This window comes from Sphingomonas sp. (assembly GCF_035944535.1).
GTDB lineage: Bacteria > Pseudomonadota > Alphaproteobacteria > Sphingomonadales > Sphingomonadaceae > Sphingomonas_B.
The window spans coordinates 35,950-52,037 of sequence record NZ_DASZBC010000008.1 but is presented as its reverse complement, the minus strand read 5'-3'; the positions used below and the strand labels follow the sequence as shown (position 1 = coordinate 52,037).

The window sequence follows — 16,088 nt, the reverse complement described above, 5'->3', positions numbered from 1 at the left end:
ACTCTCCCTGTGGAGAGCGGGAAAAGCGGAGCAATCGGCCGGCCCTAGCCGCCGGCGCGCAGCCGCTCCGCGACGATCGGCGCCATCCTTTCGACCACCCGGTCGATCCCCGCTGCGTTGGGATGTATTCGATCGGGCAGCATCAGCGCCGCGTCTGTCACCACGCCATCCAGGAAGAAGGGGTAGAGCCCCGCGCCATATTCTTTCGCCAGCGCAGGATAGAGCGCGTTGAAGCGGTCGGCATAGTCGCGGCCCATGTTCGGCGCGGCGAGCATGCCGGTCAGAATCAAGGGAATGTTCCGCTTCCTCAGCTCGTCCAGCATTGCGCGCAGATTGGCTTCGGTCTCCTTGACCGGCAGGCCGCGCAACATGTCGTTGCCGCCCAGGCCCAGCACCACCAGGTCCGGCTTTCGCGGCAGCCCGTCGAGCGTGAAAGCCAAGCGCTGGCGGCCGGCTGCGGTCGTGTCGCCGGAAACGCCGCCATTGTGCACCGTCGCCGCCACGCCCGCCTTGTTCAGCGCCTTTTCGAGCTCGGCCGGAAAGCTCTCTCCCTGCGCCACGCCATAGCCGGCATAAAGGCTGTCGCCGAATGCCAGGACCAGTTTGCCTTCGCGCTTCGGCGCTTGCAACGGAGCAGGCGGGGGAGCAGCGACCGCCGGCGCCGCCACGTCGTTGGTCGAAGCGTCACGTTCACCGCAGCCGGCAAGCTGGACGAAGATTAGGGCCGCCCCATATGAGCGCAGGCGAAACGACAAGGACGAGCCTCCCTTCATGACTGCCGCCGATATCGCCATCCAGGCCCGCAATGTCACGCTCAAGCTGGGCACGGCAGCGGCGCCCGTCGAAATCCTGAAGGGAATCGACCTGACCGTCCGGCGCGGCGAGAGTGTCGCCGTGCTCGGCCCCTCGGGCTCGGGCAAGTCGTCGCTGATGGCGATCCTGTCGGGCCTTGAGCGCGCCAGCACCGGTGAAGTCCATGTCGCCGGCACGCGCTTCGACAGTCTGGACGAGGATGCGCTCGCCCGCGCCCGGCGCGGTCGCATCGGCATCGTGTTGCAGAGTTTTCACCTGCTGCCGACCATGACCGCGCATGAGAATGTCGCCGTGCCGCTTGAACTGGACGGCGTGGACGACGCCTTCGATCGCGCAGCGCGTGAGCTGGAGGCGGTCGGGCTCGGTCATCGCCTGACGCACTATCCGGCGCAGCTGTCGGGCGGCGAGCAGCAGCGCGTAGCCATCGCGCGCGCGGTCGCGCCGGGGCCGGCGATCATCTTCGCCGACGAGCCGACCGGCAATCTCGACGCCGCGACCAGCGCCTCGATCGTCGACCTGCTCTTTGCGCGGAAACAGGCGGCGAACGCCACGCTCGTCATCATCACTCATGATCCCGCGCTCGCTAAGCGCTGCGAGCGCGTGCTGCAGATGCGCGATGGTTTGATCGTGTCTGACAGCCTCGCCGCGGACCGCGCCGCATGAGCGGCCTCGGTTGGGGCGCTGCCTGGGCAATTGCGCGCCGCGACCTGAACGGCAGCTTCCGTGGGCTGCGGCTGATCTTCGTCTGCCTGCTGCTGGGCGTCACCACGCTGGCAGCGATCGGCAGCCTGACGGCGTCGATCACTCAGGAACTCGCCGCCCGCGGCCAGACCCTGCTGGGCGGCGACATCGAGATCGCCATGTCCCAGCGCGAGGCGAGCGCCCGGGAGAAAGCCGCCTTTCGCGCGCTCGGCCGCCTCAGCGAGACCGTCCGCACCCGCGCCATGGCGCGTGGGGCAGGGGACAATGCGATCCTTACCGAGCTGAAAGGGGTCGATGACGCCTATCCGCTTTATGGAGACCTCGTAACGCGGCCACGGGTGTCCGCGCTCGCGCCCAATGAAGTGCTCATCGATCAGGCCCTGGCCGACCGGCTCGGCCTCCGCCCCGGCAGCACCGTCACCTATGGCGACGCGACCTTCCGAGTCCGCGCGCTGATCGAGGAAGAGCCCGACCGCGTCGGCGAAGGCTTCACCCTGGGCCCCGTCGCCATCGTCTCGCTGGAGGGACTCCGTCGCGCCAACCTGCTGCTGCCAGGCAGCCTCTACACGTCCAAATACCGCATCGCGCTCAAGCCCGGCATCGCCCCCGCCGAGGCCACTGCCCGGCTGAAGAAAGCATTCCCGTCCGCCAGCTCCACCTATCGCGACCGGGACCGTGCCGCGCCGGGCGCGAGCCGCTTCTTCGAGCGCATGGGCCAGTTCCTGTCGCTAATCGGTCTGTCCGCGCTGGTGATCGCCGGCATCGGCGTCTCGAACGGCGTCGCCTCTTATCTGATCTCCAAGCGTGACGGCATCGCCACCTTCAAGATCCTCGGCGCCACCTCGCGCGATGTCGCCCGCATCTATCTGCTGCAAGTCGCCGCCGTCGCCGGCGCGGCGATCCTGCTCGGCCTCGCAATCGGCGCAGCGCTGCCGGTGCTGGTGGTAATCGCAATCGGCGACCTGCTGCCGGTCAGCCCGGAGGCCGGCATCTTCCCCGTGCCGCTCGCCGTGAGCGCCGCTTACGGCCTGCTGATCGCGCTTGCCTTCGCGCTGCCGCCGCTTGCCCGCGCCAAGGCGCTGCCTGCCGCCGCCCAGTTCCGCACTGTCGTCGAAAGCGGCGGTCGGCTTCCGCTCGCCACTCTCGCGCAGGTCGCCGCCGCGGGCCTCCTCATCGTCGCGCTGGCGGTCGGCACGGCGCGCGAGCCGCTCTTCGCCGCGTCGGTGCTCGGCGCCGTCGCCGGCACGCTGGTGCTGCTGATGGCGCTCGGTTGGCTGGTTCGGCGTGCCGCCCGCTCCGCTCCGCGTCCCAAGCGGCCGCTGCTCCGCCTTGCGCTCGCCAATCTCCACCGCCCTGGCGCGCAGACGGTGGCGCTTGTGATCGCGCTCGGCCTCGCTTTGACTCTATTCGTCACCCTGGCCGCGATCCAGACGAGTCTGACCGCCGAGATCACCCGCACCGTGCCCGCCAAGGCGCCCAACCAGTTCGTGCTCGACATTCCCGCGACCGAGCGCGAGCGCTTCGTCGCCGCCGTCCGCACGCAAGCGCCGCGAGCCCAGCTCAATATTGTCCCCGCGCTCCGCGGCACCATCGTCGCCTATGGCGGTCAGCGCGTCGCCAACCTCAAGACCCTGCCCGAAGGCGCCTGGTTCCTGCGCGGCGAGCGCGGGGTCACCTACAGCGCCGTGCCTCCCGAAGGCTCGACCGTCACTGCGGGCAAATGGTGGCCGCGCGACTATCGGGGCCCGCCGCTCGTCTCGCTCGACCGGGAAGCGGCGCAGGTGATGGGCCTGAAGGTCGGCGACATGCTCACCGTCTCCGTGCTCGGCCGCGAGATCGAGGCGCGCATCGCCTCGCTCCGCGACATTCATTGGGAAACGATGGGCTTCAACTACATCATGGTGTTTGCGCCCTCCGCGCTCGCCGGCGCGCCGCACACGCTCACCGCCACCATCACCATGGACCCTGCCAGGGAGGGCGCCGTCGCCCGCTCCCTTGTCCGCGCCTTCCCCTCCGCCTCGGTGATCCCCGTCGGCGAAGTGATCGGCCAGGTGAAGACCGTGCTCGACCAGATGGCGACCGCGATCCTGCTCTCCGCCTCGGTCGCAATCCTGGCCGGAATCGCGGTGCTGGTCGGCGCCATCGCCGCTTCGCGCCAATCCCGCGCCTATGACAGTGTCGTGCTGCGTGTGCTGGGCGCGACGCGGGCACAAGTGCTCGGCGCCCAGGCGCTTGAATATGCGCTCCTAGCGAGCCTGCTCGCCGCCATTGCCCTCGCATTGGGCCTCGCCGCCGCCTGGGTGGTCATCGTGCAATTGTTCGAGTTTGGCTGGGCGCCCGACTGGCCGACGGTGCTGTTGACACTCGCCGGCGGCGCGATCCTGACCCTCGGCATCGGCCTGATCGGCTCACTGCCGCTGCTCTCCGCCAAGCCCGCCCAGGCGCTGCGCACCGTTTAGGCGAGCGTCCGCCAACCGGGCCAACGGTCATCGCGTTTTTCTCGAAACGTCGAATCCGCTCGCCGGCGGCAACCACCTGTTTACCTGAGCCGCCTAAGACAGGCAGCATGTCCGCACACGCCTCGCTGATCGACTGGACCGCATTCAACCAGGCCCGCGCCGAACTCGGCTCGGATTTTGTGCGGATCCTCGGCTATTTCCGCGAGGACGGGGTGAAGTCGCTCGATGCGATCGAGGGAGCGATGCGGGCGAAAAGCGCCGCGGCTCTCGTCCGTCCGGCCCATACGCTGAAGGGTGAGGCACGGCAGTTCGGGGCGGAACCGCTCGGCGACCTGGCCGAAGTGATCGAGATGACAGCGCGCCGCTGCGTCGAGCTGCAGACCACGCCGGACGAGCTGATCCCGGAAGTCGTCAAGCTCCGCCCGCTCTTTGACGCTACACTCGAACTGTTCGACCGTGAAACCAACCCGCTCGCGACGCGGCGTCCGGCCGCCGGTTTCGGCCGCCGCGCCGTCTTCGGCCGGGCAGGCTAACCTTCCTCTTCCGAAGGCTTGGCCTGGAGCTGGACGAAGTTCTGGATGCCCATCAGCTTGATCTGATCGAACAGCTTTTCGAGATAGTCGACATGCTCTTCCTCGTTTTCGAGGATGCGCTTGAACAGGTCGCGGCTGACATAGTCGCGCACGGCCTCGCAATGCTGGATCGCATCGCGCAGCAGCGGGATCGCTTCCTTTTCCAGTTCCAGGTCGGCTTTCAGCACTTCCTCGACCGTTTCGCCGATGCGTAGCCGGCCGAGCATCTGAAAGTTGGGCAGCCCCTCGAGGAACAGGATGCGCTCCGACAGCCAGTCGGCATGCTTCATCTCGTCGATCGACTCGTGCCGCTCGAATTCGGCAAGCCGCGTCACGCCCCAATGGTCGAGCAGGCGATAGTGCATCCAATATTGATTGATCGCCGTCAGCTCGTTCTTGAGCGCGTCATTCAGATATTCGATGACCTTGGGATCGCCTTGCATCGCATGCCTCCGTTTACGCCAGCATAACGCCGGGTGGGGCAGAATGACACGCGAGAAATGGCCGAAAACTGCGCCTTCAGCCCCCGCGAACGCTAGGCAATAGCGGCTTCCGCGGCGATCACCTGACGCGCAAACGGAATGCACTGGCCGCAACGAGGGCGGCGGCCGAGCGACCGGTAGGCGGACAAGGGATCGCGATGCCCCTGGCGCACGGCCTCGCGCACATCCCGCTCCCGAATCGCATTGCAATTACAGACGATCATGCGGAGCTTATGACTTAGTTGCGATTAACTCGCAATAGCGCTGACTGCTCAGCCGCAACAAATCAGGCGACGCTGTCCTTGAGCAAGGCAGCGACGCTGACATCGGAGGCAGAGTTATTGACGCAGGATGCAGATGCTGGAGCGCACACCCAGGTGCCGGCGGCTTAGTTGGCGTGAAACTGGCGGTGCTGGCAGTCTGATGCGAACACGTTTCCGCCTCTTGCCACTCTGGCGCAGCTTTGCTGATCTTGATACCCCGCGTGATTGGCCGATGACAGCGTCCGTTCTGCGCCCATAGCTGCCAAATGGTAGGTGCCACGCGAAAGTCCGCTAACAACACAATGCCGCCGATCCCCATCGCGCAGCGCGGATGTCCGCCGTCGATGCTGAGCAGGCGCGATCACCGCCCACGAAAGTACTTAGCCGCGTAGGGACAGTGCGAACTACCTGTGCGCTGCCGAGCACCCGCCTAGTAGGTAAGGCGAGGATCAGACCGACGTTGCGAGCGCCGTTTTGCTGCGGTGGCATTCGCACTTCCGCTGCGCACTGGCAGCTCAGTGTCGAGGTTCACGAACCACCACTTTAAGTTTCAAACTCTAGCTCCGGAAAGCCTCCTTTGGCAGACTGTTCCAGTCGGTCGTAATAGACATTGGCACCGCCGAAATAGATGAGCTCGCGCGGCGGCTTGTCCTCGCGATTGGCGCCCATCATCCAGGAATGGACCTTGTCGCCTTCAGCCATCAGCGTCTGCCGGTGGATGTCGGCGGTGTGGGCGGTCCATTCGCGCTCGGCCTCGATCCGGGGCTTGAAGACAGCATAGCCCTTGCACTCCATCTTCTCGATGCAGGCTCGGATCCACTTAACATTCTGCTCGATGGAGGTCGGCAGGTTCGCGAACGGCGCCTGCGGTCCGGTCACGAGGAAAAGGTTCGGATAGCCTGCGACGCAGACGCCCATGATGCTGGCAGAGACCTTCTTCCACTTTTCGGCGAGGCTTTCGCCGGTTTCGCCGCGAATAGGAAAGGCTTCGAGCGCTCCGGTATAAGCTTTGAATCCCGTGGCCAGCACAATGATGTCGAACTCGTAATGCGCCTTTTCGGTGCGAATGCCGGTCTCAGTGATCTCCACCAGCGGCTCGCGCTTGCCAATGTCGACGAGGTGAACGTTGTCGCGGTTGAACGCCTCGAAGTAGCCGTGATCGAGCGGCGGGCGCTTAGCGAACAGCGGATAGTCGTCGAAGCTGGGCGACAGCATCTCGGCGATTTCGGGATCGCGGACGCGCTCTTTCATTTTCCGGACGATGAAATCTCCCGCGAGGCGGTTCGCTTCCGGATTGACCAGCAGATCGTCGAAGGTCTCGAAGACCCAGCGGAAGCTGCCGGTCCAATTCTCCTCGAATATGCGCTCACGCTCTTCAGGCGTACAATCCATCGCGTTGCGGCCGACTGGGCTGTCGAACGCCATGCCAAACACGTGATTCCGGCACTTGGCGATCACGGCGTCATAGTTGGCCTTGATCTCCTTTTCCCACTCCGGGGTCATGGGCTTCTGCATCGCCGGCAGGATATAGTTCGGCGTGCGCTGGAAGACGGTGACGCTGCCGGCGGCCTCAGCGACCACGGGGAGCATCTGCACCGTCGTTGCGCCGGAGCCGATGATGGCGATCCGCTTGCCGGCATAGTCGAGCCCTTCCTGCGGCCAGCGGGCCGAGTGGAAGAGCGGTCCATTGAAACGGTCCATTCCGGCAATGCTCGGGATCATGGGCTCAGAGATCATGCCCATGGCGCTGACGAGATATTTAGACGTGTAGGTCTCGCCGGCTTTGGAGGTGACCTGCCAGCCGCCGCGATCGTTCAGGTACTTCGCCTCGACAATCTCGGTATTCAGCTGAATGTCCGGCCACAGATCGCACTTGTCTGCGACGAAGCGGAGATAGCTCTGGGTTTCCTCCCAGCCGGCGTAACGGCTCGACCAGGACCATTCGTCGAGAATCTCCTTGGAAAAGGCGAGGCAGTAATAATAGCTCTCGCTGTCCGTGGCGGCACCGGGATAGCGGTTCCACGTCCAGGTGCCGCCGACATCGGACGCCTTGTCGAACACGCGGACCGACACGCCGGCTTCGCGGAGGTTGTGGATCAGGGCCAGGCCGGCAAAACCGGCGCCGATCCCGATCACATCGAAGTCGAACCCGTGCGTCGCCGCCGGTCGCGCCTGGGCCGCCGGGTTTTCGACAACATCGGTAGTGCTCATCGTTCCTGCTCCTCAATCATCTCGGTTTCTCGTTGATGCGCTAGCTGGCCGGGGGCGCCGTCGTCGGGCATCCCGATCTCGGCCAGAAGCTCGGCGCGTGCGGAGTCGCTGCGCCAGAGGACCGGCGCGACTGGCTCGGTGTTCGAAAACCGCGGGGCGGGCCTCGGCTGGGCCACGCCGCCGGTCTCGAAATAGCTGCCGCGCTCCACATTATGCGGGTGATCGGGCGCCTCGTCGAAGGTCAGCACTTCGCTGAAGCAACAGTCGCGCTGGCCGAGCAGGCGCGTCCATTCGGCGCGCGGCTTCGATGCGAAGACCTCAGCCATGCGCGCCTTCATCGCCGGCCACCGGGACCGGTCGTGCTGGGCGGCGAAGAGCGGGTCTCTGGCGAGGCCCAAGCCTGTCAGCAGTTCCGTGTAGAATTTGTCCTCAATGGCGCCGACCGCCACGAATTCGCCGTCGGCACAGGCATAGCAGCCATAGAAAGGCGCGCCTCCGTCCAGCAGATTCTCGCCGCGTCCGTTGTCCCACATGCTGTTCTGGCGGAGCGACCACATGGCCGCGGACAGCGCCGCCGCGCCGTCTACCATCGCGCAGTCGATGATGCGGCCGACGCCGGTCTGGCGCGCGGCCAGCAGGGCGGTCACGAAACCGAAGGCAAGCATCAGGCCGCCGCCGCCATAATCGCCGATCAGGTTGAGCGGCGGCACCGGCGGCCGGTCGGCCGGACCGATCGCGGCAAGCGCGCCGGTGAGCGCGATATAGTTGAGGTCGTGCCCCGCCTTATGCGAGAGCGGCCCCTCCTGACCCCAGCCGGTCATGCGGCCATAGACGAGCGCGGGATTGACCTCCATCAGCACGTCGGGGCCCAGGCCCAGCCGCTCGGCGACGCTGGGCCGGAAGCCCTCGATGATGCCGTCCGCAGTGGCCGCGAGGCGCTTCACGATCTCAATCGATCGGGGCTGCTTCAAGTCGAGCGTGATCGAGCGGCGCGACCGCAGCAGCACGTCGCGGCTCTGATCCAGCGCCAAAGGATCGCTGCCGCCCGGTTTGTCGATGCGGATGACCTCGGCGCCGTGATCGGCAAGCATCATCCCGCAGAAGGGTGCAGGGCCGATGCCGGCGAGTTCAATCACTCGCACGCCATAGAGTGGGGGCGAAAGCTGGGACGCAGCGTCAATCATACGGCTCCTCTTCCCAACGCTTGTTCGTGTCCAGCAAGTATCTGGAGGGAGGTGGAAGTTGACACTTCAGCCAACCGCCAGCTGTTCGACGACATTGCGCTGGTAGCGCTGGAAAACGGCGGGAACATCGATGCTGTCGGCATCGATCAGCCATTGGTAGATCAGTCCGAAGATGACGGAGGAAAACTCAACCGCGAACGTTTTCGCGTCGACCGTGTTGCGGATCGTGCCCTCCTGAATCCCCTCGCGAACCCAGCGTTCGGCGTCGCGGCGGTAAGCCTTGTGATTGAGCGCCAGCCGCTGGCGCACCTCGTCATGGCTCGACATTGACTCAAACCAGAGGATGTAGAGCGCCCGCATCTCGGCAGGGCGGTTGATCAGATAGAACTCTACCGTCCTGAGTGCGGCGGCGAGCGCGGGAAGACCGGTGCTGTCGCCGACCGTCCGACGCAGTTCCTCTGCCCAGCGGCGGTTGAAGTCGAGCACGAGTTGGCTGAAAAGACCCTCCTTCGAACCGAAACGGTTGCTCGCTAGCCCCCGGCTGTAGCCGGCACGCTCGCCCACTTCGCGCAACGTAGTATTGTGCGTTCCACGTTCGGCGATGAGCTCCTGCGCCGCCTTCAGCATCCGTGCATCTGACAGGGCCGTTCGTTCGGCCTGGGTCATCCGGGGCGGGTTCGAGCGACGAATGGCGGAAATCTCATTCATGTCAGCATTCTTCCGCGGCAAACGACAGGTCCTGGACGATTTCGATATCGCCCGCAGCCACTTGCTCGCGCAAGCGCCGCTTGTCGATCTTGCCGACACTCGTCTTGGGCAAGGCGGATAGGCGGCTCCAATATTCGGGGATCATGAACTTTGCCATCCGCCCGCGCAGCTGGCTCCGAAGCGCTGCAAAATCCGGTGCATCGTCACCTGTCCAGGCGATGATCGCGAGCGGCCGTTCCTCCCAGCGCGGATGCGGCACGGCAACGACCGCCGCTTCGCCAATGCCGGGAAGCGCCGCCAGCGCATTTTCGAGATCGACGGAAGAGATCCACTCGCCGCCCGACTTGATCAGGTCCTTCGCGCGGTCGGTGATCTGGACATAGCCGAGCCCATCGATGCTGCCGACATCGCCGGTATCGAACCAGCCATCGTCGGTCCTCGCATCAGGAAGCCCGAGATAAGAGGCGGTGATCCACGGGCCGCGCACCTGCAGCCGGCCAGCAGCCTTGCCATCCTCCGCAACCGGGGCGCCGGCATCGTCGACGATCCGCACCTCGACCCCGGCGACTGGGCGGCCGCTTTTCGACCGCCAACCGGCTTCTTCGTCCTGTCCGGTTCCGCGCGGCGGGTGGGACAGGACGCACATGGGGCTCGTCTCGGTCATGCCCCAGCCCTGGACAAGGCCCACATCCCAGGCCGCCCTGACACGTTCGATCAGATGGGCCGACACCGCAGACCCGCCGGCGATGATCACTCGGAAGCTGCTCATGTCGATCGGCTGCCGATCGTTGCGCGCAAGCAGGTCGTTGAGGATCGTCGGAACGGTCATCGTGAGCGTCGGCCGCCCCGTCTTGACCATCGCGGCGACGGGCTCAGGCCCCAGATGCCGCGAAGGCATGATCATGTCCGCGCCGGCCAGCCAGCAGGAATAGGGAAGCCCCCAGGCATTGGCGTGGAACATCGGCGGCATCATCAGCACCCGATCAGAATTGCAGACGCCGAATGCATCCGAGCCGAGCGACGCGAGGCTGTGCAGGAAGACCGATCGGTGACTGTAGACCACGCCCTTCGGATCCCCGGTCGTGCCGGAGGTGTAGCAGATGGCGGCGGCGGCGCGTTCGTCCAGCTCCGGCCAGTCCGTCATTGGCGAATGTGCCCGAACCAGCTCGTCGAGCGAGTGAACCGTGACGAGCCTGCCTGAAATCGGCGCGGTGTCGCCGGGGCCGGTCACGATCACATGTTTCAACCGGGGCAGGTTCGCAGCCACATCCGCCAGCAAGGGCAGCAGATCCGGATCGACGATAATGGCGCGATCGTCAGCATGGGCGGCGATCCAGCCGATCTGGTCGGCATGGAGTCTGAGGTTGAGCGTGTGCAGGACACGGCCCGAGGCGGGCACCGCCAGATAGGCCTCGAGATGAGCATGGCTGTTCCAGCACAAAGTGCCGACCCGGTCGCCGCGCTCCAGCCCCAGCGAATCCAGCGCAGTCGCCAGGCGGGCCGCGCGATCCGCGACCTGGGCGAAGCTCATCCTCTGCAGGTCTTGCCCGTCGAATGTCGAGACCTGGCTGTCGGCGAAATGGCGACGGCCGCGGCGTAGGATCATCTGCGTAGTCAGCGGCATATCCATCATGGTGGCGTCGATCATCGCTGCGCTCCCTCGATCAGTGCCTGCGCTTCACGGAGGAGGTTGGGAACGTCGTGTTCCAGGCGGCGGCCATAGTCGCTGACCGCCTTGCCTTGTACATGGAGCAGCCATGCGCCCTCCACGATGGCAGCAAGACGCCAAGCGGCCAAAACCATGTGCCAGACAAGCGCGTCGTGATCGCGACCGGTCGCCGTCGACCATTGGTCTGCCAAGGCCTGCCGCTCCGGTGCGTAGGGGCGATTGGAGACGGCTTGGATGACGGGGAAGCCGAGCGCATCCTCTGGGTCGCGCTTCCAGAAGAACAGGCAGAGGCCGAGATCGACAAGCGGGTCGCCGATGGTCGCCATCTCCCAGTCGATGACCGCGCGCACCTCGGGGCGGTCAGGGGCTGACAGGCAATTGTCGAGGTGAAAGTCGCAATGGATTATCGCCGGTGCACCCTCGACCGGCGCGGTCGCGAGGAGCCAGTCGCCGATCTCTTGCAGAAGCGGCAGATCGCGGACCGCGTGATCGGCCCGAACGCCAAGCCAACGCTCGACCTGCCTCCGCGCGAACCCGGCCGGCCGGCCAAAGCCCTGGGCCATCAGCGGGGACGGATCTACCCGCTGGACCGCCGCAAGCGCCTCGATCAGCGAGCGGCCGATCGCACCAACGGCATCCGCTCCGTAGCCTTTGGGAAAGACCTCGGTAATCGCGACGCCTTCGACGAACTCTAGGATTGCGAAAGGCTGGCCGATCACGTCGGCATCATCGCAATAGACGAGCGGCTGCGGCACCGGCGCTTGGCCGGCAAGCGCAGACACGGCGGTGAACTCGCGCGCGATTCCGGCGGCCGCTTTGTCAGACACCGCGTGGGTCGGCGGATGACGAAGGACGAAACGGCCTTCGCGTGCGGTGATCATCCGGGTGACATTTGCGTTGCCGCCCGTGAGCGGGTTGCCGATGACGACATCGTGCAGCCCCGCATGATCGGCGACCCAGGTCGCCAGCCGAGAGTCAGCAGCGGCGCTTACAGGCCGCACATCAGGCCCCCATCCGAAAAGATTGTGGACCCGGTCATGTAGGTCGATCCGGCGACCCAGAAGCAGACGTCGGCGATCTCTTCGGCTTCGCCCATCCGCCCGAGCGGGACCTTGGCGACGATGGCGTCGCGGGCGCGCTTGCTGACCCCGTGGGTCATCTCCGTCATCACGAAACCGGGCACCACGAGGTTCACGCGGATGCCGCGCTTTGCAAGTTCGGCCGCCAGCACCTGCGTGAGGCCGGACAGGCCGGCCTTAGACGCACCATAGCTGCTGTCGCCGGGGAAGCCGCGAAAGCCGACCACGGCGCCGACGTTCACGATCGCCCCGCCTTCACTCATGAACGGAAGGGCGGCACGGACCGCGTGCAGCGGCCCCGACAGGTTGGTGGCGAGCGTCTGGTCCCAATCGTCGATTGACAGGCTGTCCACCTTGCCGCCGCGATGAAGACCGGCACTGTTCACCAGCACGTCTATCCCACCCCAGAGCTCTGTCAGTCGTTCGCAACTGGCCTTGAGCGCTAACGGATCGGTAACATCGCAGATCATGCCGAGCGCGCTATCGCCGAGCGCCGCCGCCTCTGCCGGCGCCGAGCTGCTTCGGGAGAGGAAGCAGACCCGGTCGCCGGCGGCCAGCGCGCGATCGACAATCGCTCGCCCGATCCCGCGCGAGCCGCCGGTGACCAGCCACCGTCGGCTAGCCGTCTGGTTGACGGGTTGGTTCATGAGGCCGGCCTTAGAAGGTCTGCGTCACCGCGATGCCGTAAGTCCGGCGGGGTCTTGGGGCGGCGTAGCTCCAGACATTCTGCACATCGTAGCCGATCGTCCATCCTTTCTCGTTCGCCAGATTCTTGCCGAACAGACTAACGGTGGTCTTGTTGAAGCGCGCATTGATGGAGAGATCGACCAGATATTGTCCGCCATTTCGCAGGTTCGGATTGTTGAGGAAGGTGATCTCGTGCTCGCCGATGTAGTGCACGTCGCCAGTAACCCAGGCAGAGGCATTGCTGCCGACGTCGATCTCATAGGTGCTGCCAACGCTCCAAGTCCATTTGGGCGCCCGACGAATTTTCAGGAATGTCGCGTCGATTGGATTACCGGTATTGTAGATGTCGCCAACGAAATTCTTATATTTGGCGTCAAGGTAGCCGATATTGCCGTTCACGCGGAGGTTCGGCGTGATCTGCGCCGTCAGGTCGAGTTCGGCGCCCTTCAGTTCGGCTGAGGATGCGTTGATCGTCCGGTTTTCGCGGCCGGTCGAGGTGCCGGGTGCGGGCACGTCGAGGTCCTGCTGCTGGTCCTTGTACTTCATCAGGAAGGCAGCGCCGTTCAGCCGCACCTGGCCGCCTGCGAACTCGGTCTTGAAGCCGATCTCGTAGTTGTCGAGCGTTTCCGGATCATAAGGAATGGTCGCTGCATTGAGTGTCGACGGACGGCCATTGAAGCCGCCGCCCCGATAGCCTCGTGACCACAGGACATAGGCCATTGCCTCATCCGTAAACTGATATTTGAGCGAGACCCGCGGCGTGAACTTCGACCAGTCTTCCTTGACGGGGGCCGTCATCACGATCTGCCCTGTCGCTAGGCTCGGCGGGATGGAAGCGATCGGGTTAGCCTCGACGGTCGACCCGTAGATGAAGATCGTGCCGTCGTTTACAAGACTCGTCTTCTTGTCGTGCGTGTAGCGCGCTCCAAGCGTCAGCGTCAGCCGGTCGAAGAACTTGTAGTCGGCCTCGCCGAACAGGGCCCAAGACTTGTTGGTCTGGGTGACGTTCTGGGCGCTCGTCAACAGCGGCGGGCCGGCAAAGCCGATATAGTTTTTGAGGTTGATTGAGTAACGCGAGTCCCAAAGGTAGGCGCCGAGCACGAAGGTCAGCGGACCACTTCCCCCTTTCGTCAGGCGCAGTTCATTGGTGGTCTGCCGCCAGCGCGCCGGACGGTCGGTGTGGTAGAGCGTCAGCGGCGCCGCATCGAAGTCCTGTGTGATCTTCTCGTTTGTCTTAAGCCAGCCGAAGATGTAGTCGAGAGACAGGTCAGAGCCTAGGTCGTACCCAACCTTGGCGATCGCCATGTCTAGCTTAAAGGTCGCGTTCTTGCCGAGCGGGCCATTCGACACGCTCACATAGCGGTCACCCGAGGTGGGCACGCCAGGCGCGGGCGAGCACTGGGCGTAAACCGCGCAGAACAGGTCGGTCGGTCGATTAACTGCAAGCAGCTGCGGCGGATCCTGCTTCGTCTTTTGGTGATCGTAGCTGAGCTGGATGTTGAGCCAGTCGGTCGGCTCAAACAGGAGTGCCGCGCCCAAGGCGTAAAACTCAGACCGTTGCCCCGGCTGGTCGTAGAAGCGATTGTAAATATACCCGTCGGAGCGCTCATAGGCGCCGCTGACCTTGGCCGCGATCGTGTCGCTGAGGCCCGTGCTCGCCACGCCCTCGACCTTGAAGGTGTCGAAACGCCCGTAAGTGAGGCGCGCCTTGCCGGTGGTCTCGTGTGTCGGGCGCGAGCGGGCGAGGTTGATAACGCCACCGGTCGCGTTTCGGCCAAACAGCGTGCCTTGCGGCCCGCGCAGCACCTCCACGCGATCGATGTCGATCGCCTTCAAAAGGCTGCCCGAACTTTGGCCGATATAGATGTCATCGAACATGACGCCGACCGCGGGGTCGACCGACTTCTCGACATCAGCCACGCCGACACCACGGATATAAACGGCAGCCACGCCGCCTGGGCCCTGCTGCGTATCGTCGATGATGATGTTGGGTGAAGAGTCCGCAAAGTCGCGCACGTCGGAATCAAAGCGCCGTGAAAGCTCGAGACCTGACAGGGCGCTGACCGAGGCAGGCACGTCCTGCAGGCTCTCCTCTCTTCGGCGAGCCGTGACAACGATTTCTTCAAGCGGAGTGCTCTCCGCCTGCTGTGCCATTTCCTGGGCGTAAGCCACGGTGCTCCATTGGCCGAGAGCCAACGTCGTACTGGCGAACAGGGCGATGCGGACGCAGATCAGTCTCGTATGTGCCATGGCTTCCCTCCCAAGTGACGTGCCGGTTCGAGTCGCGGCTTCGATCATTCTCTCCTCATGACCATCCCCTTGTTGTGCGGAACGGGAAGGCCTCCTGGAGCAACTACCTCACATACTTGCTCGTGGCAAGCAAAGATAACTTTCGCCTTCTAGCGAAGGTGTCTTGGAGCAAAGACCGAAAAAGATTGACGGCTTGCTTTCGGCAAGCAAGTATTAGCGCTCAGAACAGAGCTGAGGGAGAGTTTATGCCGGGCCGTTTGGCTGGAAAGGTCGCCCTGATATCCGGAGGCGCGAGCGGAATCGGTGCCGCGCAGGCAACGCTTTTTGCGCGCGAGGGCTCGCAGGTGTTGATCGGCGATCTTCAGGAGGCGCTGGGCGCTGAGACTGTCCGGAAGATCCAGGACGAGGGCGGTACCGCGCGCTTTGTACGGCTGGACGTCACCGATTTAGCGAGCTGGAGCGCGGCGGTCACCGAGGCAGTCTCGGCCTTCGGTGTGCTCACTACGCTGGTGAACACAGCTGGCATTTTTCACCCCGGCGGCATTGAAGCCGAAAGCGAGCAAGGCTGGCACCGAATGGTCGCGGTCAATCAGACCGGCGTGTTTCTCGGCATGAAGGCTGCCGTGCCCGAGCTCCTCAAGTCAGGTAACGCATCGATCGTCAACGTCTCTTCCTTGTACGGATTGATCGGCAGCCCCAACGCGATCAGCTACCATGCGTCCAAGGCAGCCGTTCGGGTAATGAGTAAGGGTGCCGCCCTGGAGTTCGCCAAGCGCGGCATTCGCGTTAACACGATTTTCCCAGGCCAGATCCGAACGCCGATCCTGGGCGACATCACGCCGGAGCAGGATGCGGCCATTAAGGCATCGATCCCGATGGGTGAGGTCGGTGACCCAATGGATATCGCTTATGGCTCGCTCTATCTCGCCTCCGACGAGGCGAAGTACGTGTCCGGAGCTGAGCTTTGGATTGACGGCGCATGGTACGCGGCATGCTGAGCGTGACGACG

At 64.6% G+C, this 16,088-nt stretch carries 14 protein-coding genes; 4 read left to right on the top strand and 10 right to left on the bottom strand.

The window, feature by feature from the left end; genetic code table 11:
• Window positions 1-44 precede the first annotated feature (44 nt).
• Window positions 45-773, bottom strand: a complete 729-nt coding sequence (locus VGT77_RS08900) for an arylesterase (protein WP_414713375.1) — start codon at window positions 771-773, stop codon at window positions 45-47.
• On the opposite strand from VGT77_RS08900, the gene VGT77_RS08895 reads away from it, so the two are divergent.
• The 3 genes from VGT77_RS08895 to VGT77_RS08885 all read left to right on the top strand — a co-directional run bounded on the left by VGT77_RS08895 (window position 772) and on the right by VGT77_RS08885 (window position 4,507).
• The gene (locus VGT77_RS08895; RefSeq protein ID WP_327461672.1) at window positions 772-1,476 is read left to right on the top strand and encodes an ABC transporter ATP-binding protein; all 705 of its coding nucleotides are present in this window, start codon (window positions 772-774) and stop codon (window positions 1,474-1,476) included. The two genes, VGT77_RS08900 and VGT77_RS08895, sit on opposite strands and share 2 nt — an antisense overlap.
• Window positions 1,473-3,974 (top strand): ABC transporter permease, encoded by a 2,502-nt coding sequence (locus VGT77_RS08890; protein WP_327461670.1) that lies wholly within the window; start codon window positions 1,473-1,475, stop codon window positions 3,972-3,974. Before VGT77_RS08895 ends, VGT77_RS08890 begins: the two co-directional genes overlap by 4 nt.
• Before the next feature lie 107 nt (window positions 3,975-4,081).
• Complete coding sequence (locus VGT77_RS08885; protein WP_327461668.1) at window positions 4,082-4,507, top strand: Hpt domain-containing protein; 426 nt, start codon at window positions 4,082-4,084, stop codon at window positions 4,505-4,507.
• On the opposite strand, the gene bfr is transcribed toward VGT77_RS08885, so the two are convergent.
• The 9 genes from bfr to VGT77_RS08840 all read right to left on the bottom strand — a co-directional run bounded on the left by bfr (window position 4,504) and on the right by VGT77_RS08840 (window position 15,079).
• Window positions 4,504-4,989: a bacterioferritin gene (gene bfr / locus VGT77_RS08880; RefSeq protein WP_327461666.1), complete on the bottom strand. Its 486-nt coding sequence runs from the start codon at window positions 4,987-4,989 to the stop codon at window positions 4,504-4,506. The two genes, VGT77_RS08885 and bfr, sit on opposite strands and share 4 nt — an antisense overlap.
• 92 nt (window positions 4,990-5,081) lie before the next feature.
• Entirely contained in the window at window positions 5,082-5,252 is a 171-nt protein-coding gene (locus VGT77_RS08875) for a (2Fe-2S)-binding protein (protein ID WP_327461664.1), read from the bottom strand.
• 582 nt (window positions 5,253-5,834) lie between these two features.
• Window positions 5,835-7,502: an NAD(P)/FAD-dependent oxidoreductase gene (locus VGT77_RS08870; RefSeq protein WP_327461662.1), complete on the bottom strand. Its 1,668-nt coding sequence runs from the start codon at window positions 7,500-7,502 to the stop codon at window positions 5,835-5,837.
• Window positions 7,499-8,686, bottom strand: coding sequence for a CaiB/BaiF CoA-transferase family protein (locus tag VGT77_RS08865; RefSeq protein WP_327461660.1), 1,188 nt, complete (start codon window positions 8,684-8,686; stop codon window positions 7,499-7,501). Before VGT77_RS08865 ends, VGT77_RS08870 begins: the two co-directional genes overlap by 4 nt.
• A 66-nt stretch (window positions 8,687-8,752) precedes the next feature.
• Complete coding sequence (locus VGT77_RS08860) at window positions 8,753-9,394, bottom strand: TetR/AcrR family transcriptional regulator (RefSeq protein WP_327461658.1); 642 nt, start codon at window positions 9,392-9,394, stop codon at window positions 8,753-8,755.
• 1 nt (window position 9,395) lies between these two features.
• A complete protein-coding gene (locus tag VGT77_RS08855; protein WP_327461657.1) occupies window positions 9,396-11,042 on the bottom strand; it encodes a long-chain fatty acid--CoA ligase in 1,647 nt (548 codons plus the stop codon).
• Window positions 11,039-12,064, bottom strand: a complete 1,026-nt coding sequence (locus tag VGT77_RS08850; RefSeq protein WP_327461655.1) for a phosphotransferase family protein — start codon at window positions 12,062-12,064, stop codon at window positions 11,039-11,041. The genes VGT77_RS08855 and VGT77_RS08850 overlap by 4 nt, the downstream gene beginning before the upstream one ends.
• Window positions 12,052-12,789, bottom strand: coding sequence for an SDR family NAD(P)-dependent oxidoreductase (locus VGT77_RS08845; protein ID WP_327461653.1), 738 nt, complete (start codon window positions 12,787-12,789; stop codon window positions 12,052-12,054). The genes VGT77_RS08850 and VGT77_RS08845 overlap by 13 nt, the downstream gene beginning before the upstream one ends.
• Before the next feature lie 10 nt (window positions 12,790-12,799).
• The gene (locus VGT77_RS08840) at window positions 12,800-15,079 is read right to left on the bottom strand and encodes a TonB-dependent receptor (protein WP_327461651.1); all 2,280 of its coding nucleotides are present in this window, start codon (window positions 15,077-15,079) and stop codon (window positions 12,800-12,802) included.
• 245 nt (window positions 15,080-15,324) lie between these two features.
• Between VGT77_RS08840 and VGT77_RS08835 the strand changes: the two genes are divergently transcribed.
• Complete coding sequence (locus tag VGT77_RS08835) at window positions 15,325-16,077, top strand: glucose 1-dehydrogenase (RefSeq protein WP_327461649.1); 753 nt, start codon at window positions 15,325-15,327, stop codon at window positions 16,075-16,077.
• The last annotated feature ends 11 nt before the right edge of the window (window positions 16,078-16,088 follow it).

What these genes read in the sequence shown, in the direction of transcription:
- VGT77_RS08895 (WP_327461672.1), top strand. Translation starts at nt 772, where the DNA reads ATGACTGCCGCCGATATCGCCATCCAGGCCCGCAATGTCACGCTCAAG.
- VGT77_RS08900 (WP_414713375.1), bottom strand. Translation starts at nt 773, where the DNA reads ATGAAGGGAGGCTCGTCCTTGTCGTTTCGCCTGCGCTCATATGGGGCG.
- VGT77_RS08890 (WP_327461670.1), top strand. Translation starts at nt 1,473, where the DNA reads ATGAGCGGCCTCGGTTGGGGCGCTGCCTGGGCAATTGCGCGCCGCGAC.
- VGT77_RS08885 (WP_327461668.1), top strand. Translation starts at nt 4,082, where the DNA reads ATGTCCGCACACGCCTCGCTGATCGACTGGACCGCATTCAACCAGGCC.
- bfr (WP_327461666.1), bottom strand. Translation starts at nt 4,989, where the DNA reads ATGCAAGGCGATCCCAAGGTCATCGAATATCTGAATGACGCGCTCAAG.
- VGT77_RS08875 (WP_327461664.1), bottom strand. Translation starts at nt 5,252, where the DNA reads ATGATCGTCTGTAATTGCAATGCGATTCGGGAGCGGGATGTGCGCGAG.
- VGT77_RS08870 (WP_327461662.1), bottom strand. Translation starts at nt 7,502, where the DNA reads ATGAGCACTACCGATGTTGTCGAAAACCCGGCGGCCCAGGCGCGACCG.
- VGT77_RS08865 (WP_327461660.1), bottom strand. Translation starts at nt 8,686, where the DNA reads ATGATTGACGCTGCGTCCCAGCTTTCGCCCCCACTCTATGGCGTGCGA.
- VGT77_RS08860 (WP_327461658.1), bottom strand. Translation starts at nt 9,394, where the DNA reads ATGAATGAGATTTCCGCCATTCGTCGCTCGAACCCGCCCCGGATGACC.
- VGT77_RS08855 (WP_327461657.1), bottom strand. Translation starts at nt 11,042, where the DNA reads ATGATCGACGCCACCATGATGGATATGCCGCTGACTACGCAGATGATC.
- VGT77_RS08845 (WP_327461653.1), bottom strand. Translation starts at nt 12,789, where the DNA reads ATGAACCAACCCGTCAACCAGACGGCTAGCCGACGGTGGCTGGTCACC.
- VGT77_RS08840 (WP_327461651.1), bottom strand. Translation starts at nt 15,079, where the DNA reads ATGGCACATACGAGACTGATCTGCGTCCGCATCGCCCTGTTCGCCAGT.
- VGT77_RS08835 (WP_327461649.1), top strand. Translation starts at nt 15,325, where the DNA reads ATGCCGGGCCGTTTGGCTGGAAAGGTCGCCCTGATATCCGGAGGCGCG.